Source organism: Streptomyces sp. NPDC057302 (genome assembly GCF_042667685.1).
Lineage (GTDB): Bacteria > Actinomycetota > Actinomycetes > Streptomycetales > Streptomycetaceae > Streptomyces.
This window is the reverse complement of the sequence record NZ_JBHUZJ010000001.1, coordinates 262,018-283,216: the sequence shown is the minus strand read 5'-3', so window position 1 is coordinate 283,216 and position 21,199 is coordinate 262,018. Positions and strand designations below refer to the sequence as shown.

Genomic DNA, 21,199 nt, shown 5'->3' with positions numbered 1-21,199 from the left:
GCGGGGGTCAGCCGGTCAGGCCGGTGACCCGCATCGTGATGTTCAGGCGGCCCGAGGCCAGGCCGGTGGCGGGATCGGCGGTGCCCTCGTGGACCTTGGGCACGCCGTGGAAGATGTGGCGCGACGCGCCGCCGAAGACGAACAGGTCGCCGGAGGCCAGTTCGATGTCGGTGTAGGGCTTGGTGCGGGTCTCGGTGTTGCCCACGCGAAAGACGCAGGTGTCGCCGATGGACAGCGAGACCACCGGGGCCGACGAGCGCTCGTCCTTGTCCTGGTGCATGCCCATCCTGGCCTGCCCGTCATAGAAGTTGATCAGCGCCGTGTCGGGCGTGTAGTCGGCCGCGTCCGCCGCGTCGCCGTACGCGGCCGTCAGCGCCCGGCGGCCCAGCGCGATCATCCACTCCGGGAACGCGGCGACCCGCCGGCCGTTCACGTCACCGGCGGTGCGCGTGTACCGGTACGGCTGCCAGTGCCACCCGACGCACACCGTCTGTACGGACATGACCCCGCCGCGCGGCAGCCGCGTGTGCCGGATCGGCACCGGCCCGGTGGCCCAGCCCCGGCACGCCGTGACGAGTTCGCGCTGCTGCTCCTGGGTGAGCCACTGCGGCACGTGCACCGCGCCGGGGGCGATCTCCGTGGTGGGGCGGGGGATCAGGGCGCTCACGACGTCACCTCGGCGGGCGGGTAGGTCGTGACCCAGCGGTGGCGCACGTCCCAGGTGCCGCCGTCGGCGGTGGCGCCGCGCAGGCCGTGGAGCACGTCGTCCCCGGCCAGTGCGGGGACGCGGGAGTCGCCCAGGGAGGCGAAGGAGTAGGTGCGGGCCGGGTCCCAGTCGGTGGAGTGGCGCAGGCGGCGGGCCAGCTGGGCGAGGCCGAGCGGCGCCGCCGCCATGATCCAGGCGTCCGGCAGCTCCGCTGTCAGGCGGCGCGCGGGGCGCAGCCAGGACGCGGCCGTCCCGGGCCAGCTCACGGTGGTGAGGACCGTGCCGCCGCGGGCCGTCCACGCGGTGGCGAAGGCTTCGGCGGCGGCCCGTGATGCCGTGTCGCGGCTGTGGCCGATGGTGACGCTCTCGATCCGCGCCTTGGGGAGCGTCAACAGGCCGATGAGGGCGGCGAGTTCGTCTTCGGTGTGCGGGGCGGGCGCGGGCAGGTCCGCGTGGGCGGCGGGATCGGCGCCGATCAGGGGCGAGCGGGAGGACTCCCGCTCCTTCAGGATGCTCATGGTGTGCCGGTGCTTTCTGGGTCTGCTTTCCATCGAGCGTACTCAGCGGGCAGGCAGACCGCACAGGGGCGGTATCCGGCCGCGATGGCGGTGGCCTCGTCGGGGAAGAACACCCGGTGGGTGACGTAGGGGCCGCGGGCGACGGCCCGTAGCGCGGAGGGGCAGTCGAGGCGGCCGTAGAGGCGTCCTCGGCGGTGGCCGCCCAGGGTGCCCGGCGTACTGCTGGGGTACGGCTTTCCGTCCGGGCCGCACAGCGTGTACGTACGCCGCTCCTGCCGTCCGGGCGGGGCGGGGCTCCCGGGCGGGGCGGGGTTCACGCCGCGTCGTGGAAGACCAGGCCCAGTGTGTGCCGACGCCCGGAGCGGACGGTGCTCACGCCGTGCCGCATCGGCGCGTTCGACCAGCCGCGCTTGGAGGCCACGGGCCGGTCGCGGGTCGTGAAGATCAGCCCGTGTCCTTGCGGCAGGGTCGTGGAGGAGCCGCGCGACTGGGCGCGGGGGCGCTGCTCGGTCATGATGAACTCGCCGCCGGTGAAGTCGGCTCCGGGGGCGTCGAGGCCGACGACGACCTGGAGCGGGAAGAGCATGTCCCCGAAGACGTCGCGGTGCAGGGCGTTCCAGTCCCCGGGCCCGTAACGGAGCAGGATCTGCGCGGACTTGGCCTGCCCGGCCGCGTGGCACATCTCCACCCACTCCCCCAGGCTGTCGGGCCAGGGGGCGGGCTTCCCCAGCTTCTGGGCCCAGTCGCGGGCGACAGGCAGCAGCCGGGGGTAGAGCGCCTCGCGCAACTCCCGTACGACATCGGGTAGTTCGTGGGTGAAGTAGCGGTACTGGCCGGAGCCGAAGCGGTAGCGGGCCATGTCGACGGTGGAGCGGAAGCGGTCGGTCTGGTCGTACAGGGCGGTGATGTCGCGGCAGGCTTCGGGGGTCAGGAGCTGACCGGTGAGGGCGTTGCCGTGCTCGTCCAGCTCGGCGGTCAGTGTCTTCCAGTCCCCGGCGGCCACGCGTTCTCCGGCACGGGTGACCGTCGGGCGGCGAGTGGTGTCGATCATGATGCGGGGCCCTTCGTGGTGGCACGAGTCGCGGTGGTGCGGGTCAGATCAGGGCGGGCTGCAGGGCGCCCTCGTGGGTGAGGAGCTGGACCTTGCGCCGGACGCCGCCCGCGTACCCGCGCATGGATCCGTCCGCGCCGATCACGCGGTGGCACGGGCGCACCAGGAGCAGCGGGTTCGCGCCGATCGCGGCGCCCAGGGCCTGCACCCGGCCACGTCCGATGCCGAGCCGTTCGGCGAGCTCGCCGTAGGTGGTCGACGTGCCGTACGGGATGTCCTCCAGGGCGTGCCAGACGCGCTGCTGGAAGTCGGTGCCGCTCGGGGTGAACTCGATGTCGAACGTGGTGAGTTCACCGGCGAAGTAGGCGGCCAGTTGCCGTGTGACGTCCGAGAAGCGCTCGGGGTCGTGGGCCCAACCGCTGTGCACGGTCGGGGCGTTGCGCTGGCCGGGCATGGACAGGGACGTGAGCGAGACGCCTTGCTGTGTCGGCTCGCCCACCAGCAGCAGTTCGCCGAGCGGGCCGGTGACGGTGGTGTGCACAGTCATGGCGGTGGCCTCCCTTTTTCCTTCGGCTTCGGTTTCCTTCCGCCTTCAAGACTGGGGTGTCGCCATCCCCCGCGCTGGCGGGATTCGGACGTCGCGCTGAGCCTTGGGCTTCCGCTTCTGCCGACGTGTCATGCCGACCCCGACGAGTACGACCGCCATGCCCGCGGCCACCCGGAAGCTGAAGGCCTCGTCGAGCACGAGGGCGCCCAGGGCCACGGAGACCACCGGCAGCAGATAGCCGACGGTCGCCGCGTTGGTCGCGCCCTCGTCCGCGATGATCCGGTAGGTGAGGTGGAAGGTGACGCCGGTGGCGAAGATCCCCAGGATGACGACGGCGATCAGGGCCGTGCCGTCCACGTGGATCGTCTCCAGGCCGCCGACCGGCAGGGCCAGCGCCGTCAGGCCCGTCGCGGCCATGAGCTGGGCCGCGGAGAGGGACAGGGTGGGCATGCCCTTACCGACGAGGTGGTGCCCCATGTACGCGAAGCCCACGGCATAACTCGCCGCCGCGCCCACGATCGCGAGGGCGCCCCAGCTCGTCAGCCCCGACTGCTGCCACGGGGCGAAGATCAGCGACGTACCCGCGAAGCCGAGAAGGAGTCCCGCGAGGCGGACGGGGCGCAGTCCCCGTTCGGTGCCGATGGCGAGGCCGATCAGGACCGACCAGAGCGGGGTCGTCGCGTTCAGCGCGCCCGCAACCCCGGAGTCGACGGTCTGCTGACCGACGCTGAAGAGACCGAAGGGCAGGGCGTTGCAGAAGAAGGCGGCGACGAAGATGTGCTTCCACGTCCCGAGGCCCCGGGGAAGCCGGCCCCGCCCGCCGAAGAGCAGGACCGTCAGGGTGGCCGCCCCGAGCGTGCAGCGCAGGAGTGTGACCTGCACCGGAGACAGGCCTTCCAGGGCCAGTTCGATCCAGAGGAAGGTCGATCCCCAGAGCAGGGCGAGTACGCCCACCCTCGCCGCTGCCCACGTTCCCCCGGGGATGCCGTTCACTGTTGTGCTCCTCGCCATGGTCGCTCCGGTGGCTCTGGTCGCTCCGACCGCCCTGAACCGTCGTCAGTGAACGATGCCGTCGCCGACCTGGAAGGACAAGCAAAGAGTTCTGAACCTTCATTAAGCTCAGCTACATTCGGAGACCCGGCAGGCGGACCAACAGGGCTACCTGAGGACGCTGACCCCGTTCGCGGACACGATCGCCGCGACGGCCAGCCACTCCACCCAGTCCAGGGACTGCCCCAGGACGACCATGCCCACGAGCGCCGCGAGGACCGGGTTGACGCTCATGAAGATGCCGAAGAAGCGGGCGTCGACCCGGCGCAGGGCGAGCAGATCGGCGAGGAACGGTATCGCCGACGAGAGGATGCCCGCGGTGGCCGCGCAGGCCAGGGCGGTGGCCGTCGGCGGGTGGTGGGCGAGTACCGCGATGCCGATGGGCAGGTAGAGGAGCCCGGAGACTCCCGCGGCGGCGGCCGACCCCTCGACGCCGGGGACGCGGGCGCCGACCGTGCGGTTGAGCAGGATGTACGAGGCCCAGCAGACCGCGGCGAGCAGGCCGAGCGCGATGCCGGTGTAGTCCGTACTGGGCTGCGGGCGGGCCAGGGCGACGACCGCCGCCCCCGCCACGACCGCGCAGCCGAGGTCCACCGCACGGCGGGACGCGGCCAGCGCGACCGACAGCGGGCCCAGGAACTCCAGGGTCACCGCGAGGCCGAGGCCGACACGGTCGATCGCGGTGTAGAGGGAGAGGTTCATGGTGGCGAAGACCGCCGCCAGACACAGCAGCGGCCACCACTGGCGCCAGGTGAAGGCGCGCACCTTGGGCCTGCCCACCGCGAGGAGCACGGCTCCCGCGACCCACTGCCGCACGGCGACGACACCGGCGGGACCGATGACGCCGAACGCCAAGGCCCCTGTGGCGGCGCCGACCTGGTTGGACAGGCCGCTGCCGAACATCATGGCCATGCCCGGCAGACGACCTCGCGCGCCCTGTGCCCGGTCGCCGGGGCCCCCGGCAGCGACCGGGACTTCGGTGGGCACGGCTTGGCTCGGAGACGTTCGCATGTACCGCAGGATGCGTCACCCGCGAGCATACGAAAAATGCATGCGTGTGCTCATCCATACGCTCTGGTTATCCATAGACTGCGGCCATGGATCTGGAACTGCGGCATCTGCGCTGCCTGGTCGCCATCGTCGACACCGGCGGCTTCACCGATGCCGCCGCCGAGTTGGGCGTCTCCCAAGCGGCCGTCTCGCGCACCCTCGGCGGCCTCGAGGAGGTGCTCGGAGTGCGTCTTCTGCACCGCACGAGCCGGAGCATCACGCCCACGACGGCGGGGGTGCAGGTGCTCGCGCGGGCCCGGCATCTGCTCGCGGAGGCCGACGACCTGATCCGCGAGGCGACCACCGGACACACCCGGCTGCGCATCGGCCACGCCTGGTCGGCGATGGGGCGCCACACGGCGGAGTTCCAGCGCCGCTGGGCCGCCGGTCACCCCGGTGTCGAGCTGTATCTGATCCGGACGAACTCCGCGACCGGCGGCCTGGCCGAGGGCCTGTGCGACCTCGCCGTCGTCCGCACCCACTTCGACGGGTCCCGCTTCGCCAGCGCCGTCGTCGGTCACGAGCGCCGCTTCTGCGCCCTGGCGAGCGACGACCCCTGGGCCAGGCGGCGCTCGATCCCCCTGGCCGACATAAGGGACCGGACGCTGCTCATCGACCGGCGCACCGGCACCACCACCGCCGAGCTGTGGCCCGAAGAGGCCCGCCCCCCGGTGGAGCACACCCAGGACATCGACGACTGGCTGGCCATCATCGCGTCGGGCCGCTGTGTCGGCCTCACCCCGGAGAGCACCGCCAACCAGTACCGCCGCGACGGCGTCGTGTTCCGCCCGCTGCGTGACGCGGAGCCCATCCCCGTCCATCTCATCTGGCGCCGCCACGACCCGCACCCGATGACGCATGCCGCCGTGGCGCTCCTGACGGACCTCTACTACCGGAACTGAGGCGGCGGCTCTCCCGTGCCCAGCTGCAGTCCGGGCCGCCCCGCCGTCGCACCCACCGGCGGGCCGCCGGGTCCCTTGGGTCCCCCGCCGGCCAGGATCCGCTTCCCGGCGGCTCCGTACAGGTGCTTGATGTGCAGCCGTATCACCAGGCGCCGCTCCTTCACCATCGCCGCGCGGAACCCCTCCCAGTCGGGGTGCTCGCCCTGGAATCCCTGGAAGACCAGGGCCAGTTCGTCGGCGACCGCGTCATGGGGGTCGGCCACGACGGGCGTGAGTTCGACGTCACCCTCGGCGATCATGTACGAGAACCCGGCGCCGTCGGTGACGAGGAAGCTCGCGCGCGGATCGCGCCGCAGATTGCGGGTCTTGGCGCGGCTGTCGGTGACCATGAGGCGGATGACGCGGTCCGCGGGATCGAAGGCGTAGCCGACGTTGGAGAGCTGCGGGCGGCCGTCGCGTTTGAGGGTGACGAGCGTGCCGATGCGCTGCTCCTGGAGCAGGTCGAGCAGCGCGCTTTCGTCGACTTTCCCTAAGTGCTCAGTCATGTGGTGAGAATACGAGAGGCGGTGGCCGTCCAGACAGCGGAGCCGAGGGGCGCCGCACAGAGCGATGCCCTCGTCGCCCGCGGGGGATTTGGGCTGACGAAGGCACCGCGTCCGCTGGGGGCGAGCTCCTCGCCGGTCGCCCCCTCTCATGGGTCACGTCGTGGCCAGCGCCTCCGTGGGAGGCAGCCGCGCCGCGCGGACCGCGGGATAGAAGCCGGCGAGGCCGCCGATGACCAGGGTCGCGCCGACACCGCCCGCCATCGCCCAGACCGGCACCACCGAGGGCCAGCCCTGGTAGGCGGAGTAGCCGGAGGTGACGGCGATGCCGAGCAGGACGCCGCCCAGGCCGCCGAGCGCGGAGAGCAGCAGTGCCTCGCAGAGGAACTGCGTACGGATCTGGCCCCGGGTGGCGCCCAGCGAGCGGCGCAGGCCGATCTCGGAGCGGCGTTCGAGGACCGAGATGACCATGGTGTTGGCGACGCCGACGCCGCCGACGAGCAGGGCGACCGCGCCAAGTCCCAGGAGCAGACCGCTGAGGGTGTCGTCGGTCGCCTCCTTGGCCTCCAGGACGTCGGAGGGGCGGGAGACGTTGGCCTCGCTGGGGTTCTCCGGGTTGGCGGTGGCGCCGAGCACGGACTGGACGTCGCTCACGGCCGACTCCTCGGCGCGGGTGTAGACCGTCGTCGGGTAGCCGTCGAAGTCCAGCTCCTTCTCGGCGACGGGCCAGCCGACCAGGGCTGCCGAGTCCAGGTCGGGGACCAGCTCGTTGGCCGCGAGGATCCCCACGACGGTGAACCACTGCCCGCCGAGCCACACCTTCGTGTCGGGCCCGGCCCGGAAGACGCCCAGCTGTTCGGCGGCCTTGGGGCCGAGGACGACGGCCGGGTAGCGCTGGTTCGCGGCGTTCAGCCAGCGTCCGTCGACGATCTGGGCACCCGCCGTCTTCGGGAGGTCCGTACGGGCCGCGTAGACGTTCAGGCCGCCGGTCTCCTCCTTCTTGATGTGGTCGTTGCGGTAGACCTTCGCGCTCGTCTTGCCGATGGCGGAGACCGACTCGACGTCCTTGATGTTGCCGATCATGTCGACGGAGGAGTCGGGCAGATGGGCCGCGTCACCGGCGAAGGACTGGCCCGGGGAGACGGTGAGGAGGTTGGTGCCGAGCGCGGACAGCCGCCGGTTGAGGTCCTCGCTGCTGGAGGTGGAGATACCCACCACGCCGACCATCGCCGCGATGCCGATGGCGATGCCGAGCGCCGAGAGGAAGACCCGCATGGGCCGCGAGCGCAGCCCCGATCCGCCGACCCGCAGCACGTCGGCAGGGCCCATCCGGGCCGGCTTGGGGCGCGGCGGCCGGGCGGGACGGGGCGGCTCGTGGGCCGTGCCCCGCTCCCCCGCCGTACTCAACTCCTTGGTCGGGCTCATCGCGTGACCCCCTCGGCGAGCAGGTCGACCGCGTCGGCCGCATCGCTCGCGTCCTCTTCGATGCGGCCGTCCTTGATGCGGACCTCGCGCGGCAGGGAGCCCGCGATGTCCCGGTCATGGGTGATGACCACGACCGTGGTCCCCGCCCGGTGCAGTTCGTGCAGGAGCTCGATCACCACCGCCCCGGAACGCGAGTCGAGGGCGCCGGTCGGCTCATCGGCGAGGAGCAGCGGCGGGTCGCCGAGGACCGCGCGGGCGATGGCGACGCGCTGCTTCTCGCCGCCGGAGAGCTGATGCGGCTCGTGGTAGAGCCGGTGGCCGAGTCCGACCCGGCGCAGGGCGCGCTCGGCGAGTCCGCGCCGCTCCCCCCGCGGTCTGCCGCTGTAGAGCAACCCGTTGGCGACGCTGTCGAGCGCCGGGACGCCGGGGGCGAGATGGAACTGCTGGAAGACGAAGCCGATCGTGCCGGCCCGCAGCGCCGACAGTTCCCGGTCGCTGAGCCGGTCGACGTCGTGCCCGGCTATGTGCACGGTGCCGGTGGTGGGGCGGTCGAGGGTGCCCATGATGTTGAGCATCGTGGACTTGCCCGAGCCGGAAGGGCCGACGACGGCGAGCAGCTCCCCGCGCCCGATGACGAGATCGGCGCCCTTGAGCGCCTCGACCTCTCCGTACGTCTTGGAGACCCCGGCCAGTTCGACCACCGGGTGGGCGGCAGTGGTCACTTGGGGACCCCCACGACCGTGCCGTCGGTGAGGCCGGCTCCGGACACCTCCACCAAGCTGTCGGAGAACATGCCGACCTTGACCGTCCGCGACGTCACCTCTCCGTCCGCGCCGACGACCTCCACGGCGTAGCCGCCTCCGCGCTGCGCCACCAGGGCGTTGACCGGGACGACGAGCACGTCCTTACGGGTCTCCGCCTTGAGGGAGATCTCCACGGCGGCCGCCTGGTAGCGCCCGAGGCCTTTCTGGTCCGCGACCTTCAGCTCCACGGGCAGGGTGGGCTTGTCGTCGCCGCCCGACTGGCCGCCCGAGCCCTCGGAGCCCGCGTCCTGAGAGGGCGTGGAGGGGGTGCCGACGTCGGTCACCTCTGCCTGCACCGTGGTGTCGTCGGGCAGGGTGACCGTTGCCTTGGTGCCCTTCTCCACCATGTCCTCGTACTGCACGTCGAGGTCGACGGTGACGGTGCGTTCGGTGCCGGTCCAGGTCAGGACGGGGCCGTTCGACGGGGCTCCGGCCGTGGCCTTCACGTCGGCCACGCGCCTGGCGCCGGGGGCGACCACGGCGTCCGAGGGCTCTACCGTCCCGGTCTCGGATCGGCCCAGGTCGTCCTGCCAGTTCCGCACGGCCTCGGCGGTGCCCGCGTCGTACGTGTCGTCGACGGTGAAGCCGGTGTAGCCGAGGGCGGCGAGGTTCTTCTCCAGGATCTCGACGTCCTTGCCCTCGGTGCCCGACTTCAGGGGGCGGTAGAAGGGGGTGGAGCCGTAGAGCAGCGGGACCTTCTGCTCCGCCACCTTGTAGGCGGTGCCGCCGCGCTTGATCGTGTCGCCGTCGCCGGGCACCCAGGTGATGATCCCCGCGCCCGCCTTGCCGGCGGCCGGGGCCTGGACGGCCGTCGCGTCGCCGTAGCCGAGGTTCCCGTCCACGGTCTCCGTGCGCGTCAGCGTGGTCCGCTCCACCTTGGCGGTCTTCGGGGGCGCCGATGGGGCGTCGCCCGCCGATCCGGAGCCGTCGTCCCCGAAGACGCCGGTGGTGGCGGCTCCGGCGGCGGCGACCACGGCGATCGCGGCGACGACGATCAGCGACATCCGCAGCGGGCGGCGCCTGCGGCGGCTCTCCGGAGCGGGTGGGGTCGCTTCGCCGCCGCCACCGTCGCCGTCACCCGCGGGGGCGGTCTCATCGAGGGCGCTCTCCTCGTTCTCGGGGGTGACGGCGCCGGGAGTCCGCTGGGACACCTCTGCGGGCGTGTGCAGCTCCAGGGCTCCGGAGACGTCACCGGAGCCACGGGCCGATTCCTCGGTCTCATCGAACTCCCCCTGCTCCGCGTCCCGTTCCCTCTCTCGTGTCTCGTCGGGCGCGGTCATCAGGCGCCGCCGCCCGAGCCGGTGAGACCGCCGCCGGGCCACTTGTCCTGGCAGGCGATCCTGGCCTTCTGGAACTCGTCACTGCCGGGGTCGATGCCGCTCGCCCCGAAGTCGAGCGCCATGTTGCCGCCGTTGATCTCCGGGTCGGGCAGCTTGGGCAGGCCGTTCTCGCGCATGCACTTGGCCCAGGCCGCGACCTTGGCGGAGTCCAGCGGTTCGCCGCCGCCTCCGCCCCCGCCGAGCTGGCCGCCCTGGGGCATCTTGTCGCGGCAGGCCTCCGTCGCCGCCTGGAACTCCTGGGAGTTGGGGTCGACGTCGCCGCCCGGGGTGAGCGCGATGCCGCCGCCCGCGTCCTTCTGCGGGTCGGGGAAGCCGGTCACGCCGTTCTCGCGCATGCACTTGGAGAAGGCGAGGGCCTGGTCGAAGGGGCTCGTCGGTGAGGCGTCCGCCTTCTTCGGGTCGTCCGACGCGGCCGACGAGTCACCGGAGCAGCCGGTGAGGAGTACGCCGGCGACGAGCGCCGACGCCGCGAGCAGTGTCTGTGCGGTTCGCTTGTGTGTGGTGGACATGGGGCCAAGTTCTACGCGGGCACCGGTCACACGGCGGATACAAGCGGCGCCGTCCCTACAGACTCGCCGGGCCGTCGGACGGCGACCTGGACGGCACCCCAACTCACCTGGGATTACGTGGACTTCACTGAGGACGGCAGGGCACGGCCTGTCCAGGAAGCCGTCCGGACAGGCGGGGTCCGTCCGGGCGGGGCACGTTCGGGCGGGGCTCGTCCAGCTCCCCCACACCCGCCACGCCCCGGTCGAGGAGGTCCACGAGGGTGTGCCTGCTCTTGCCGGACAGTTCCCTGCCCCGCTCGGGGTCGGCGAGGTCGTACAGGGCGGCCACGATGCTGGCCAGGTCCTCCTGGAGCCGGGTGAGGATGTCGGCGACCGCCGCCGCGTTCGACTCGACGATGTCGCTCCACAGCCGGGAGTCGCCGCGGGCGATCCGGGTGGTGTCGCGCAGCCCCTGCCCCGCCAGCTGAGCGGCCTCCGCGGGCCCCTCCCCCAGGCGGGCCGCCATCAGGCTGGCCACCAGGTGCGGGGCGTGGGAGGTCAGCGCCACCGCGTCGTCGTGGGCGCGGGCCCGCATCACGCGCGGCACCGCTCCGCACAGGTCGATCAGGTCCAGGGCGCGGCCGAAAGCGGCCCTGGAGGTGAGGCGGGTCGGGGTGAGGACCCAGGGCCGGCCCTGGAACAGCTCCGCGCGTGCGGCCAGCGGGCCCGAACGCTCGCGTCCTGCCAGCGGGTGGCCGCCGATGTAGCGGGACGGTTCGGGGGCGGTGTCCAGGATCTCCCGCTCGGCGTGCGCCTTCACGCTCGCCACGTCGGTGTAGCTCAACGCGAGGCCCCGTGACTGGAGTTCGGCGAGGACCGGGGCGATCTGGCTGGGCGGCACCGCGAGCACGGCCAGGTCCACGGGGGACGGCGCAGGCTCCGGCCGTCCGGCTCCGAGCACCGCGGCGGCGCGCACGGCGGACTCGTCACGGTCGGAGAGATAGACGGTCACGCCGCGCAGGCGGGCCGCCATGGCCACGGAGGTGCCGATGAGGCCGGTGCCGACGACGGCCAGGGTGCGCAGCGTCACGCGACCTCACCCGGGAGCGGCTCCACGGCACCCTCCTGCGCCCCGGGCACGTCGAGCTCCCCGAGCCGCTCATCGATCAGCGCGGCCAGGCGGTCCAGGCCCTGCTCGATCCGCTCGCACGTCAACGTGCTGATCGACAGGCGGAGTTGCCGGAAGCCGGCCGAGGCACCGTAGAAGTGGCGCATGGGCGTGAAGAGCACGCCGTGGTGGCGCGCCGCGTGCTCCAGGAGGGCGTCGTCGACGGTGAACGGCACGGTGAGCACGAGGAAGAACCCGCCGGTCGGCGCGTTCCAGGTGACTCCCGCGCGATCGCCGAGGCGCTGTTCCAGGCCGCCGATCACCTGGCGCAGATTGCGCCGGTAGACCTCCGTCTCCTGGCGGTTGGCGGCGACCAGGCTGCAGTCGTGGGCGAGGAGTTTGCCGCCGATCACCGCCTGGGCGATCGGCGAGGTGTTCACGGTGAGCATGCTCTTCAGCTTCGACAGCTCGTCGGCCAGCAGGACGTCACCGCCGCTGTGGCCGCTCACCCGCTGGTCGGCGACCACGTAGCCCACGCGGGCACCCGGCATCCCGGTCTTGGCGAACGAGCCCAGATAGACGACGCGTCGGTGGTGGTCGAGCGCCTTCAGCGTGGGCGGACGGTCCGCGGCGCTGCTCAGGAGGCCGTACGCGTTGTCCTCCAGGAGCAGCAGGTCCTCGGCTGCGGCGATGTCCAGGAGGCGGTGCCGGTCGGCGAGCGGCAGACTGACGCCCACCGGGTTGGCGAAGTCGGGTGTCACGTAACAGGCGCGGACCCGGCGTCCCTCCGCGCGCGCCGCCCGCAGCTGGACCAGCAGATCGTCGAGGTCGATGCCGTGCGCCGAGGTGCGCACCGGGAGTACGGGCATGTCGGCGAGCAACGCGGCTCCCGTCAGGCCGACGTAGGTCGGGCTGGGGGCGAGCACGGCATCGCGGTCGTCGGTGCGCAGGGCGCGCAGGAGCAGGAACATCGCCTCCTGGCAGCCGACCGTGACGACCACGGACGAGGGGTCGGCGTCGATGCCCTCGTCCACGGCGAGGCTGCGCGCGACGAGGTCGCCGATGATCCCTTTCGTCGCGCCGTACTGGAAGAGCGTGCGGGCCGTCTGCGCCTCGCTCAGGCCGAGTCGGGTGCGCAGGTGGTCGCAGAAGACCTGGAGGTATTCGTGGATCTGGGTCACGTCGTAGAAGCCCTCGTAGGGCCGGCCGGCCGCGAACGAGATCGCGTCCGGATAGGTGTCGGCGACCTGGTTGAGGAGGTTCATGGACTCCATCGACACATCGGCGAGCGACGCGTGCAGTGTGGCCGCGTCCAACTCGGCGACGGCGATTTCCGTTTGCAGGATTTCCATCGCTTCAGCGTCTACCCACAACAGATCCACAGCAATGGCTTGACAGGTGCGGGAAGCGCGAAGGCGGTCGTACCATCGGGGCCGCAAAGAGAATTCTGCCTCGCGGCCCGGTGGCAATGGCCCGGATTAACGCAGCACCTTTCGCGGTCCGGCATTCCGCGATCCGGGGCGAGGGCATGAATCCGCATTCTTCTTCCCACGAGGACTCCAATGACGGATTTACCCGCAACGGCCCGGAACAACGACAGCACGGACCTCGCGCATCTCCCGGAACTCCCGGATCTCGCGATCGACTACGTCGAGATGTACGTCGACGGCCTGGAGGCGGCGGTGTTCGCCTGGGTCGACGAGTACGCCTTCACGGTGGTCGGCACCGGCGGCTCCGCCGATCACCGCAGCATCGCCCTGCGCCAGGGGCGGATGACCCTGGTGCTCACCGAGGCGACCGCCGAGCGGCACCCCGCCACCACGTACGTCACCACCCACGGCAACGGCGTCGCCGACATCGCCCTGCGCACCGCCGACGTGTCGGCGGCCTTCACGGCGGCGGTGGCGGGCGGCGCGCGTGCCGTGCGCAAGCCGACGCGGCACGCGGAAGGCCCCGCGGTCACGGCGGCCGTCTCGGGATTCGGCGACGTGGTGCACACGCTGGTCGAGCGGGCCCCGGGGGAAGGGCCCGGACTGCCGCCCGGATTCGTTCCCGCGCTCGGCTCGCGCGAGGCGCGCACCAGTGAGGTGGGGCTCCTCGACATCGACCACATCGCGGTGTGCCTGAACGCCGGTGATCTCGAATCGACGGCACGCTTCTATCAACAGGCCCTCGGTTTCCGGGAGGTCTTCCAGGAGCACATCGTCGTCGGGGCCCAGGCGATGGACTCCAAGGTCGTGCAGAGCGCGGCGGGGGGAGCGGTGACGCTGACGCTCATAGAGCCCGATCCGCTGGCGCAGCCCGGTCAGATCGACGAATTCCTCAAGAGCCACCACGGCGCCGGTGTGCAGCATCTGGCTTTCTCCAGCAGGGACGCCGTCCGCTCGGTGCGCACGCTGTCCGCGCGCGGTGTCGCATTCCTCCAGACCCCGTCGACGTACTACGACCTGCTCTCCGAACGGATCGGGCTCAAGTCCCACACCCTGAACGAACTGCGCGCGACGAATCTCCTCGTCGACGAGGACCACGACGGCCAGCTGTTCCAGATCTTCACCGCGTCGACGCACCCGCGGGGCACGATCTTCTTCGAGGTCATCGAGCGCCAGGGCGCGCAGACCTTCGGCAGTTCCAACATCAAGGCGCTGTACGAAGCCGTGGAGCTGGAACGGACCGGGCAGCGTGCGGCGCGCTGACCCCGTGGCCGCGCGCGATCTGAGCGACGTCGAGGGAGCCGCGGCCGCGGCCCTGCCGCCCGAGGTGTGGGACTTCGTCTCGGGCGGCAGCGGCCGTGAGCGGTCCCTCGCCGCGAACCGGGAGGCGTTCGACCGCATCTTCGTCGCCTCCCGGGTGCTGCGGGACGTCTCGGGGTGCACCACGGACGCGACGCTCCTGAAGCGTCCGGTGCGGATGCCGGTGGCGCTCGCCCCGGTCGCGTACCACCGTCTGGTGCACCCTGAGGGCGAGTTGGCCACGGCGCGGGCGGCGAAGACGGCGGGCGTGCCGTTCACGGTGGCCACGCTGAGCAGTGTCCCCGTCGAGGAGATCACGGCGGTCGGCGGCGCGGTGTGGTTCCAGCTCTACTGGCTCCGCGAGCGCCGGCGCTCCCTGGACCTGGCGCGCCGGGCCGAGGACGCGGGCTGCGAGGCGTTGATGCTCACCGTCGACGTGCCCTGGATGGGCCGTCGGCTGCGGGACGTGCGCAACGGCTTCGTGCTGCCGGACCATGTGCGGGCCGTGCATCTGGACGGCGGTGCGGCCTCGGCGGCGCACCGCTCGTCCCACAACGGCTCGGCGGTGGCCGCCCACACGGCCGCGGCGTTCTCGCCCGCGGTGACCTGGTCGTGCTTGGAGGAGCTGCGGGCAGTCACCCGTATCCCGCTGGTGGTGAAGGGCGTCCTCGCTGCCGAGGACGCGGTGCGGGCGGCCGATCTGGGCGCGGACGCCGTGGTCGTGTCGAACCACGGCGGCCGTCAGCTGGACGGCGCACTGCCCGGCATCGACGCCCTCCCCGAGGTGGCCGCGGCGGTCGGCGACCGCTGCGAGGTCATGGTGGACGGCGGCGTGCGCAGCGGCACGGACGTACTCAAGGCGCTGGCGTCGGGGGCCGACGGGGTCCTGGTCGGCCGGCCACCGATGTGGGGCCTGGCCACCGCCGGAGAGGCCGGCGTCCGCAGGGTCCTGGACCTGCTGGCCGCCGAGCTCCACGACGCGCTGGGCCTCGCGGGCTGCGCGGACGTCGGGGCGGCCGGGGAGCTGCGGACGGTGCGCCTGCCCGGGGTGGCCGGGCGTGGGCAGGAGTAGGTGGCCTGTGGGGGCGCGCTCGCGGGCCTCAGTGGTCGGCGGTGTCGCGGTCGTGCAGCGTGATCGCGCCGGACGGGCATCGTGCCGCCGCCGCGCGGACGGCGGGGGTCAGTTCAGGGGGTGGGGTCGGTGCGTTCAGCAGGACCTTGCCGTCCTCGTCCGACTGGTCGAAGACCTCGGGGACCTGGGCCATGCAGAGCCCGGAGCCCGCGCATCGGTGGCGGTCGACCCGTACGTCCATCTGTTTCTCCTCGGCCTTCTCTTTCACCAGGTGACCGGCAGCCGGTCCACACCGTGGGCGAGCGCGTGCACGCGGAACGGCACCTCCTGCTCCGGCACGGCGAGGCGCAGTCCGGGGAAGCGCCGCAGCAGCGCCGGGTAGGCGATCCGCAGTTCCATCCGGGCCAGCGCCGCGCCCAGGCAGTGGTGGATGCCGTGGCCGAAGGCGACGTGGGCGCCCGGCTCGCGCGTGATGTCGAAGCGGTCGGGATCGGCGAGCAGCGCGGGGTCGCGGTTGGCCATCGGCAGGGAGCACAGCACGTGCTCGCCCGCCCGGATGAGCCGCTCGCCGACGGTGACGTCCTCCAGGGCGGTGCGGGGTGTCGGCGCGTGCGGCACCGACAGGTGACGCAGTAACTCCTCGACCGCGCCGTCCACCGCTCCGGGGTCGTCGCGCACGGCGGCGAGCTGGTCGGGGTGGGCGAGCAGCAACAGGGTTCCCAGGCCCAGCATGCCCGAGATGTTGTCGAGCCCCGCGAGCACCAACAGCAGGCAGACGCCCCGCAGTTCCTTGTCCGTGACGTCGTCGCCGTGGTCGCGGATCAACATGCCGAGGAAGCCCTCGTCGGGATCCGTGCGCTGCCGGGCCACCATCGCGGCGACGTACCGCGAGAGCAGCTCACCCGCCGCCGCCCGCCGCTGCCGTCCCCGGCCGGGCGCGAGGAAGGCGTGGCAGCGGCGCAGGAAGTCGGCGCGGTCGTCGCGCGGTACGCCGATCAGCTCGCAGAGCGCCGCGCCGGGAACGGGCGAGGCGAACGCGGTGACCAGGTCGGCGGGGGCTCCCGTGCGTTCCATCGCGTCGAGGTGCTCGGTGACGATGCCGGTGACGCCCGGCTCGATCCTGCGCATCCGGCGCAGGGTGAACTCGGGCGTGAGGATCTGCCGGAGCCGGGTGTGCTCGGGCGGGTCGTAGTCCATGAGCTGCCCGATCAGTTCGTCGGGCCGCGGGGCCTCGCCACGGCCTGCCGACGAGGGCGGTCCGAAGCGGCGCCGGGTGGAGAACCGCCGGTGGTCGCCGAGCACTTGGCGCACCTCGGCGTGGCCCGTGACGAGCCAGACCGGCACCCCGTCGGTCCCCGGCCCGACCTCGATCCGGGTGACGGGCCGCCCCGCCGCGAGCCGGCGCAGCTCCTCGGCCGGGCCGAAGCGGTCACGGCGGGTGTGGACGAGGCCCGGCCCGGTCGTCTTGGCCGTACCGCTCGCCTTGGTGGTATCCGTCGTTGGTGTCATCGCTTCCCTACCACGTCGCTACCAGGTGACCGGCAGTGTCTCCACGCCGTACGGCGCCTGCGTCCTGAAGCGGACCTCCTCGGGTGGCACGGCGGAGCGAAGCCCGGGAAAGCGGCGGAGCACCGCCAGGTAGGCGCTCCTGAGCTCCATCCGCACCAGCGACGCCCCGATGCAGTAGTGGATGCCGTGGCCGAGCCCCACATGGGCGGTGGCCTCACGCGTGATGTCGAGGACGTCCGGCGGCGCGCCGGACGGCCGGACGCGGTTGGCGGCGAAGAGCGAACAGGCCACCTGGTCACCGGCCTTGATCACCTTGCCCGCGAGGGGAACGTCCTCGCGGGCGGTCCGCGGTGACGCCGTCGGAATGATCGAGAGGTAGCGGATGAACTCCTCCACCGCCTGGTCGATCAGGTGCGGGCACTGCTTCAACAGGGCCATCTGATCGGGGTGTTCGAGCAGGGCGAGGATGCCGAGACCCAGCATGCTGGCCATGTTCTCGACGCCGGAACCCATGACGAACGCGGTGAGACCGACGAGTTCGTCGTCGTCGATGTCGTCGCCGTGCTCGCGCACCAGCCTGCCGAGCAGATCGTCGCCGGGCGCGCGCCGGTTACGGGCGACGAGCTGGTCGACGTACGCGAGATAGGCCGCGCCCGCGGTCATCTGCAACTGCCGGCCACGGAAAGCGGGCCTGCTGACCTTGAGCAGCCGCGCCAGCTCCGCCCGGTCGTCGCGCTCCACCCCGAACAGCTCGCACATGACGAGCCCCGGGACGGGCCAGGCGACGTGCCGCATGAAGTCGGCGGGCTGCCCGGCCTTCTCCAGGGAGTCCAGGCAGTCCGTCACGATGGATTCGACGGCGGGCTCGAGTCCGCGCATCCGGCGGACCGTGAACTCCGGGGTGAGCAGCAGCCGCAGCCGGGAGTGGTCGGGCGGGTCGTACTGGATGAGGTTGCCCGCCTGGACCGGCCTGCTGCCGCCCGCGGGCGGGGCTGTACTGAACCGCTCCGCGTCGCCGAGGACGGCGCGCACCTCGTCGTGGCCCGTCACGAGCCAGCCCGTCGACGAGCCGGGTCCCTCGCCGAGTTCGACCTCGGACAGCGGTGCCCGCTCGCTGAGTTCGCTGAGCTCGGGCAGCGGATCGAGACGGTCCCTGCGGTTGTGCATGGAGAGGTCTGACGGCCGCGCCATGCGCGGACCTCCTTTCTACTCGGCCGGGTGGGCGGCGGACACGGGCGGCTGCCAGAACATGCCGTCCTGCGAGGGCACCAGACCGCCGCCGAACAGCGGGGACTCGGCTTCGGCCGCCTCCCCGAGCAGGGCCCGCATCTGGACCTGACCGCCCTCCTGCATGACTTCGCGCACCACCGAGGACTTGAACAGCGGCACCATGCTTCCGTCCTCGCTGCCGGCCAGTTCGTCGACCGCGGCGGCGAACTCCGCGGAGCCCGAAGAGAAGCGCTTGGCGAGGATCTCTGCGTCCGTCAGGACGCGCTCGCCGGAGGAGACACCGCCGATGAGCTCGACGAACGACTGGAGTTCGGGCCGCTCGGTCCTGGTGACCTTCTTGGCCTGCCAGAAGTAGGAGTCCTCGTCGTGGTGCATCTCGTAGAAGGACAGGAGGAATTCGTAGAAGACGCCGTACTCGCGCCGGTAGCGGGCCTCGAACTCCTTCAACGCCGGTTCCTCGTCGACGCGTCCGGCAAGGACGCTGTTGATGGAGCGGGCCGCGAGCAGCGCGCTGTAGGTCGCCAGGTGGACGCCCGATGAGAACACCGGGTCGACGAAGCACGCCGCGTCGCCGATGAGGACGAGGCCGGGGCGGGAGAAGGTCGTCTGGTGGTACGAGTAGTCCTTGCGGACGCGCATCTCGCCGTACTGCCCGGTGGTGACCCGCTTGGCGTCCGCGAGGTACTCGCCGATCAGGGGGCACTCGTCGACGAGTGCCATGAGCGCCTTCTCCCGGTCGCCCTGGATCTTCTCGGCCATCTCGCGCCGCACCACGGCGCCGACGCTCGTCAGGGTGTCGCTCAGCGGGATGTACCAGAACCAGCCGCTCGGGAACGCGACCGAGAGGATGTTGCCGGAGTTGGGTTCCGGCAGCCGCTTGCCGCCCTCGAAGTAGCCGAACAGGGCGAGGCTGCGGAAGAACTCCGAGTACTCGCGCTTGCCCCCGACCCGCTGGTGCAGGCGGCTCTTGTTGCCCGACGCGTCCACGACGAACGTGGCGAGCGCCTCGCGTTCGTTGCCGTCGGCGTCGGTGTACGTGACGCCCCGGACGCGTTCGTCGTCGGCGACGACGTCGAGGACGGCGCACCCTTCGCGCACCTCGGCGCCCACCTTGCGCGCGTGCTTGAGCAGGATGTCGTCGAACTTGGACCGCTCCACCTGGTACGCGAACGACGTCGGCCCGCTCATGCGCGGGGAGACGGAGAAGGAGAAGGTCCAGGGGTCCGGGTTGGCCCCCCAGCGGAACGTCCCGCCGCGCTTGCGCGGGAAGCCCGCCTTGGCCAGTTCGTCCGCGACACCGGTCAGCCTGCACACGCCGTGCACGGTGGACGGCAGCAGCGACTCCCCGATCTGGTGACGCGGGAAGAACTCCTTCTCCAGGACCAGCACCCGCTGCCCCTGCATGGCCACCAGCGCGGCCAGTGTCGATCCGGCGGGCCCGCCGCCGACCACCACCACGTCGAATTCCTCGGAATCCGGCAAGGTCATCCCTCCTCCCTTTTCTCCCGGACGGGAAACCGAATAGCGCTGTATCCGTCCAGGGAGCCCCGTTGCTGAGCCCCATTACTGGGTCCCATTGCTGAATTGAGTCTGAAATCGCCCCGCTCGGGCGTCAAGGTTGTCCATCCGTCAGCGCGGGAACGGCCTTCGCTTTCGAAGTGCGCGGAGTTTCCCGCTTGCGCCTGCGCCCTGTCAGGGACAACAAGGGCCCCGTCATGAAGGTGGTGACCAATGCCATGAGTACGAGAACGGTGAAGAGCGCGGGGCCGATGATCCCGGCGTCCAACGCCACGTTGAGGACGATGAGTTCCGTGAGACCGCGGGTGTTCACCAGCACGGCGACGGTCGCCGACCGGTGCGTGTCCATGCCGCTGATCCGCGACGCCGCGTACGCCGGTCCCAGCTTGCCCAAAATCGCGATGGCGAGGATCAACAGGAGCAGGAGGCCGCCGTCGCCGTCCAGCGAGCCGATGTTGAAGGAGAGTCCCGTCGTCACGAAGAACAGCGGGAGCAGCAGATCCGATGTCTGCTCCATGGGCCGCAGCACGTCCGCGTCCGGCACGCCGTCCCTGCGGGGCATCGTGAGGCCCGCGAGCAGCCCGCCGAACACGGGGTGCAGGCCGAGCTCGGCGGTGACCCAGGCGCTGCCGAGGGCGAGGCCGAGCGCGATGGTGAGCTGGTTGGCCAGCACCACCCTGGAGCGCCGGAGCCACCGTGCGAGCAGCGGACGCACCAGCAGGAACATGGCGGCCACGAACAGGGAGATCAGGAGCAGCGTCAGCGGCCACGACCGCCCGGTGGCGTGCCCGGTGCCGGCGAGGGCGGCGGCGAGGACGAGCCACGCCACCACGTCCATGAGCCCGGCGGCCGTGGTGGCCACGGTGCCCTCGGGGCTGCCCGCGAGCCCCCGCTCACGGACGATGGCCGCTAGGACGGGCAGCGCGGTCACGGAGACGGCCACGGCCATGAACAGCCAGAACGTCCTGCCGTCCGCGTGCCCCGGCTGGACCGCGTCGAACGCCCCGTGGAACACCCCCACCGCGCCCACACCCAGCCCCGCGGGGACCAGGAACGCGCACAGCGCCACGGTGGCCGCCGCTCTGCCTCCCTGGCGCAGCTGGCGCCAGTCCATCTCGTACCCGACGACGAACATGAAGATCACGATGGCGATCTGCGAGAGCACCGTCAGGAACGGCAGCACCTCCGGCGGGAAGAGCCGTGAGGTCGGGTCTCCGGGCAGTCGGCCCAGGAGCGTCGGGCCGAGGGCGATCCCGGCGACGATCTGGCCGATGACCACGGGCTGACCGCAGCGGCGGGCCAGGGCTCCGAGGAGGCGGGAGACGATGACGATGACGGCCACATCGCCGATCGCCACCGTCACCAGTGATTCCGTGTCCACCTAGGGCACCGCCGTCTCGTTCCTGCTCATGTCCGCGATGAGGCTCTTCGGACGCATGTCCGTCCAGTTCTCCTCGATGTACGCGAGGCATTCCTGCCGGGTGCCTTCGCCGTGCGCGGTGGTCCAGCCTTCGGGGATCTCCGCGAACGCGGGCCACAGGGAGTGCTGTCCCTCGTCGTTGACGAGGACCAGGAAGGTGCCGTCTTCGTTGTCGAACGGGTTGGTCATGG

23 protein-coding genes are annotated in these 21,199 nt (G+C 71.7%); 3 read left to right on the top strand and 20 right to left on the bottom strand.

What is annotated here, in order from left to right; genetic code table 11:
- Positions 1 to 7: 7 nt before the first annotated feature.
- The 7 genes from ACFUPX_RS01120 to ACFUPX_RS01090 form a co-directional block, all read right to left on the bottom strand.
- Positions 8 to 667, bottom strand: a complete 660-nt coding sequence (locus tag ACFUPX_RS01120; RefSeq protein ID WP_383313757.1) for an alpha-ketoglutarate-dependent dioxygenase AlkB family protein — start codon at positions 665 to 667, stop codon at positions 8 to 10.
- Entirely contained in the window at positions 664 to 1,224 is a 561-nt protein-coding gene (locus ACFUPX_RS01115) for a hypothetical protein (RefSeq protein WP_383313755.1), read from the bottom strand. Before ACFUPX_RS01115 ends, ACFUPX_RS01120 begins: the two co-directional genes overlap by 4 nt.
- Complete coding sequence (locus ACFUPX_RS01110) at positions 1,221 to 1,541, bottom strand: Ada metal-binding domain-containing protein (RefSeq protein WP_383313753.1); 321 nt, start codon at positions 1,539 to 1,541, stop codon at positions 1,221 to 1,223. Before ACFUPX_RS01110 ends, ACFUPX_RS01115 begins: the two co-directional genes overlap by 4 nt.
- Positions 1,538 to 2,275, bottom strand: coding sequence for a 2OG-Fe(II) oxygenase (locus ACFUPX_RS01105; protein ID WP_383313751.1), 738 nt, complete (start codon positions 2,273 to 2,275; stop codon positions 1,538 to 1,540). The genes ACFUPX_RS01110 and ACFUPX_RS01105 overlap by 4 nt, the downstream gene beginning before the upstream one ends.
- A 43-nt stretch (positions 2,276 to 2,318) precedes the next feature.
- Entirely contained in the window at positions 2,319 to 2,822 is a 504-nt protein-coding gene (locus ACFUPX_RS01100) for a methylated-DNA--[protein]-cysteine S-methyltransferase (RefSeq protein WP_383313749.1), read from the bottom strand.
- Between the two features lie 45 nt (positions 2,823 to 2,867).
- The gene (locus tag ACFUPX_RS01095; RefSeq protein ID WP_383313747.1) at positions 2,868 to 3,815 is read right to left on the bottom strand and encodes a DMT family transporter; all 948 of its coding nucleotides are present in this window, start codon (positions 3,813 to 3,815) and stop codon (positions 2,868 to 2,870) included.
- A gap of 165 nt (positions 3,816 to 3,980) precedes the next feature.
- Positions 3,981 to 4,883 (bottom strand): DMT family transporter, encoded by a 903-nt coding sequence (locus ACFUPX_RS01090; protein WP_383313746.1) that lies wholly within the window; start codon positions 4,881 to 4,883, stop codon positions 3,981 to 3,983.
- A gap of 86 nt (positions 4,884 to 4,969) precedes the next feature.
- Between ACFUPX_RS01090 and ACFUPX_RS01085 the strand changes: the two genes are divergently transcribed.
- Positions 4,970 to 5,824 carry a LysR family transcriptional regulator gene (locus ACFUPX_RS01085; protein ID WP_383313744.1) on the top strand — a complete coding sequence of 285 codons (855 nt, stop codon included), beginning with the start codon at positions 4,970 to 4,972 and terminating at the stop codon, positions 5,822 to 5,824.
- Here ACFUPX_RS01085 and ACFUPX_RS01080 read toward each other — a convergent pair.
- The 7 genes from ACFUPX_RS01080 to ACFUPX_RS01050 all read right to left on the bottom strand — a co-directional run bounded on the left by ACFUPX_RS01080 (position 5,812) and on the right by ACFUPX_RS01050 (position 12,882).
- Positions 5,812 to 6,369 carry a PPOX class F420-dependent oxidoreductase gene (locus tag ACFUPX_RS01080; protein WP_383313742.1) on the bottom strand — a complete coding sequence of 186 codons (558 nt, stop codon included), beginning with the start codon at positions 6,367 to 6,369 and terminating at the stop codon, positions 5,812 to 5,814. The two genes, ACFUPX_RS01085 and ACFUPX_RS01080, sit on opposite strands and share 13 nt — an antisense overlap.
- A 153-nt stretch (positions 6,370 to 6,522) precedes the next feature.
- A complete protein-coding gene (locus ACFUPX_RS01075; protein ID WP_383313926.1) occupies positions 6,523 to 7,695 on the bottom strand; it encodes an ABC transporter permease in 1,173 nt (390 codons plus the stop codon).
- A gap of 92 nt (positions 7,696 to 7,787) precedes the next feature.
- Positions 7,788 to 8,513, bottom strand: coding sequence for an ABC transporter ATP-binding protein (locus ACFUPX_RS01070; RefSeq protein ID WP_383313740.1), 726 nt, complete (start codon positions 8,511 to 8,513; stop codon positions 7,788 to 7,790).
- Complete coding sequence (locus ACFUPX_RS01065) at positions 8,510 to 9,874, bottom strand: peptidoglycan-binding protein (protein WP_383313738.1); 1,365 nt, start codon at positions 9,872 to 9,874, stop codon at positions 8,510 to 8,512. Before ACFUPX_RS01065 ends, ACFUPX_RS01070 begins: the two co-directional genes overlap by 4 nt.
- On the bottom strand, positions 9,874 to 10,443 hold the full coding sequence (locus ACFUPX_RS01060) for a hypothetical protein (RefSeq protein ID WP_383313736.1): 570 nt from the start codon (positions 10,441 to 10,443) through the stop codon (positions 9,874 to 9,876). The genes ACFUPX_RS01065 and ACFUPX_RS01060 overlap by 1 nt, the downstream gene beginning before the upstream one ends.
- A gap of 124 nt (positions 10,444 to 10,567) precedes the next feature.
- Complete coding sequence (locus ACFUPX_RS01055; RefSeq protein ID WP_383313734.1) at positions 10,568 to 11,512, bottom strand: prephenate dehydrogenase; 945 nt, start codon at positions 11,510 to 11,512, stop codon at positions 10,568 to 10,570.
- Complete coding sequence (locus ACFUPX_RS01050) at positions 11,509 to 12,882, bottom strand: PLP-dependent aminotransferase family protein (protein WP_383313732.1); 1,374 nt, start codon at positions 12,880 to 12,882, stop codon at positions 11,509 to 11,511. The genes ACFUPX_RS01055 and ACFUPX_RS01050 overlap by 4 nt, the downstream gene beginning before the upstream one ends.
- Before the next feature lie 210 nt (positions 12,883 to 13,092).
- On the opposite strand from ACFUPX_RS01050, the gene hppD reads away from it, so the two are divergent.
- On the top strand, positions 13,093 to 14,223 hold the full coding sequence (hppD, locus tag ACFUPX_RS01045) for a 4-hydroxyphenylpyruvate dioxygenase (RefSeq protein ID WP_383313730.1): 1,131 nt from the start codon (positions 13,093 to 13,095) through the stop codon (positions 14,221 to 14,223).
- Positions 14,210 to 15,331, top strand: a complete 1,122-nt coding sequence (locus ACFUPX_RS01040; RefSeq protein ID WP_383313728.1) for an alpha-hydroxy acid oxidase — start codon at positions 14,210 to 14,212, stop codon at positions 15,329 to 15,331. The genes hppD and ACFUPX_RS01040 overlap by 14 nt, the downstream gene beginning before the upstream one ends.
- A gap of 28 nt (positions 15,332 to 15,359) precedes the next feature.
- On the opposite strand, the gene ACFUPX_RS01035 is transcribed toward ACFUPX_RS01040, so the two are convergent.
- From ACFUPX_RS01035 to ACFUPX_RS01010, 6 genes are all read right to left on the bottom strand, one after another.
- A complete protein-coding gene (locus tag ACFUPX_RS01035; RefSeq protein ID WP_383313726.1) occupies positions 15,360 to 15,572 on the bottom strand; it encodes a ferredoxin in 213 nt (70 codons plus the stop codon).
- Positions 15,573 to 15,595: 23 nt separating this feature from the next.
- Positions 15,596 to 16,840 carry a cytochrome P450 gene (locus ACFUPX_RS01030; RefSeq protein WP_383313724.1) on the bottom strand — a complete coding sequence of 415 codons (1,245 nt, stop codon included), beginning with the start codon at positions 16,838 to 16,840 and terminating at the stop codon, positions 15,596 to 15,598.
- Between the two features lie 18 nt (positions 16,841 to 16,858).
- Positions 16,859 to 18,031, bottom strand: a complete 1,173-nt coding sequence (locus ACFUPX_RS01025) for a cytochrome P450 (RefSeq protein ID WP_383313722.1) — start codon at positions 18,029 to 18,031, stop codon at positions 16,859 to 16,861.
- A gap of 15 nt (positions 18,032 to 18,046) precedes the next feature.
- A complete protein-coding gene (locus tag ACFUPX_RS01020; RefSeq protein WP_383313720.1) occupies positions 18,047 to 19,558 on the bottom strand; it encodes a tryptophan 7-halogenase in 1,512 nt (503 codons plus the stop codon).
- A 124-nt stretch (positions 19,559 to 19,682) separates the two neighbouring features.
- Positions 19,683 to 20,969: a cation:proton antiporter gene (locus ACFUPX_RS01015; RefSeq protein ID WP_383313718.1), complete on the bottom strand. Its 1,287-nt coding sequence runs from the start codon at positions 20,967 to 20,969 to the stop codon at positions 19,683 to 19,685.
- The gene (locus ACFUPX_RS01010) at positions 20,970 to 21,197 is read right to left on the bottom strand and encodes an MbtH family protein (RefSeq protein WP_383313716.1); all 228 of its coding nucleotides are present in this window, start codon (positions 21,195 to 21,197) and stop codon (positions 20,970 to 20,972) included.
- Between the last annotated feature and the right edge of the window lie 2 nt (positions 21,198 to 21,199).

Bases quoted from the DNA above. Each gene is read 5' to 3' on its own strand.
- ACFUPX_RS01115 (WP_383313755.1), bottom strand. From the start codon at position 1,224: ATGAGCATCCTGAAGGAGCGGGAGTCCTCCCGCTCGCCCCTGATCGGC.
- ACFUPX_RS01105 (WP_383313751.1), bottom strand. From the start codon at position 2,275: ATGATCGACACCACTCGCCGCCCGACGGTCACCCGTGCCGGAGAACGC.
- ACFUPX_RS01100 (WP_383313749.1), bottom strand. From the start codon at position 2,822: ATGACTGTGCACACCACCGTCACCGGCCCGCTCGGCGAACTGCTGCTG.
- ACFUPX_RS01090 (WP_383313746.1), bottom strand. From the start codon at position 4,883: ATGCGAACGTCTCCGAGCCAAGCCGTGCCCACCGAAGTCCCGGTCGCT.
- ACFUPX_RS01085 (WP_383313744.1), top strand. From the start codon at position 4,970: ATGGATCTGGAACTGCGGCATCTGCGCTGCCTGGTCGCCATCGTCGAC.
- ACFUPX_RS01080 (WP_383313742.1), bottom strand. From the start codon at position 6,369: ATGACTGAGCACTTAGGGAAAGTCGACGAAAGCGCGCTGCTCGACCTG.
- ACFUPX_RS01075 (WP_383313926.1), bottom strand. From the start codon at position 7,695: ATGGGCCCTGCCGACGTGCTGCGGGTCGGCGGATCGGGGCTGCGCTCG.
- ACFUPX_RS01065 (WP_383313738.1), bottom strand. From the start codon at position 9,874: ATGACCGCGCCCGACGAGACACGAGAGAGGGAACGGGACGCGGAGCAG.
- ACFUPX_RS01060 (WP_383313736.1), bottom strand. From the start codon at position 10,443: ATGTCCACCACACACAAGCGAACCGCACAGACACTGCTCGCGGCGTCG.
- ACFUPX_RS01050 (WP_383313732.1), bottom strand. From the start codon at position 12,882: ATGGAAATCCTGCAAACGGAAATCGCCGTCGCCGAGTTGGACGCGGCC.
- hppD (WP_383313730.1), top strand. From the start codon at position 13,093: ATGACGGATTTACCCGCAACGGCCCGGAACAACGACAGCACGGACCTC.
- ACFUPX_RS01035 (WP_383313726.1), bottom strand. From the start codon at position 15,572: ATGGACGTACGGGTCGACCGCCACCGATGCGCGGGCTCCGGGCTCTGC.
- ACFUPX_RS01030 (WP_383313724.1), bottom strand. From the start codon at position 16,840: ATGACACCAACGACGGATACCACCAAGGCGAGCGGTACGGCCAAGACG.
- ACFUPX_RS01025 (WP_383313722.1), bottom strand. From the start codon at position 18,031: ATGGCGCGGCCGTCAGACCTCTCCATGCACAACCGCAGGGACCGTCTC.
- ACFUPX_RS01020 (WP_383313720.1), bottom strand. From the start codon at position 19,558: ATGACCTTGCCGGATTCCGAGGAATTCGACGTGGTGGTGGTCGGCGGC.
- ACFUPX_RS01010 (WP_383313716.1), bottom strand. From the start codon at position 21,197: ATGACCAACCCGTTCGACAACGAAGACGGCACCTTCCTGGTCCTCGTC.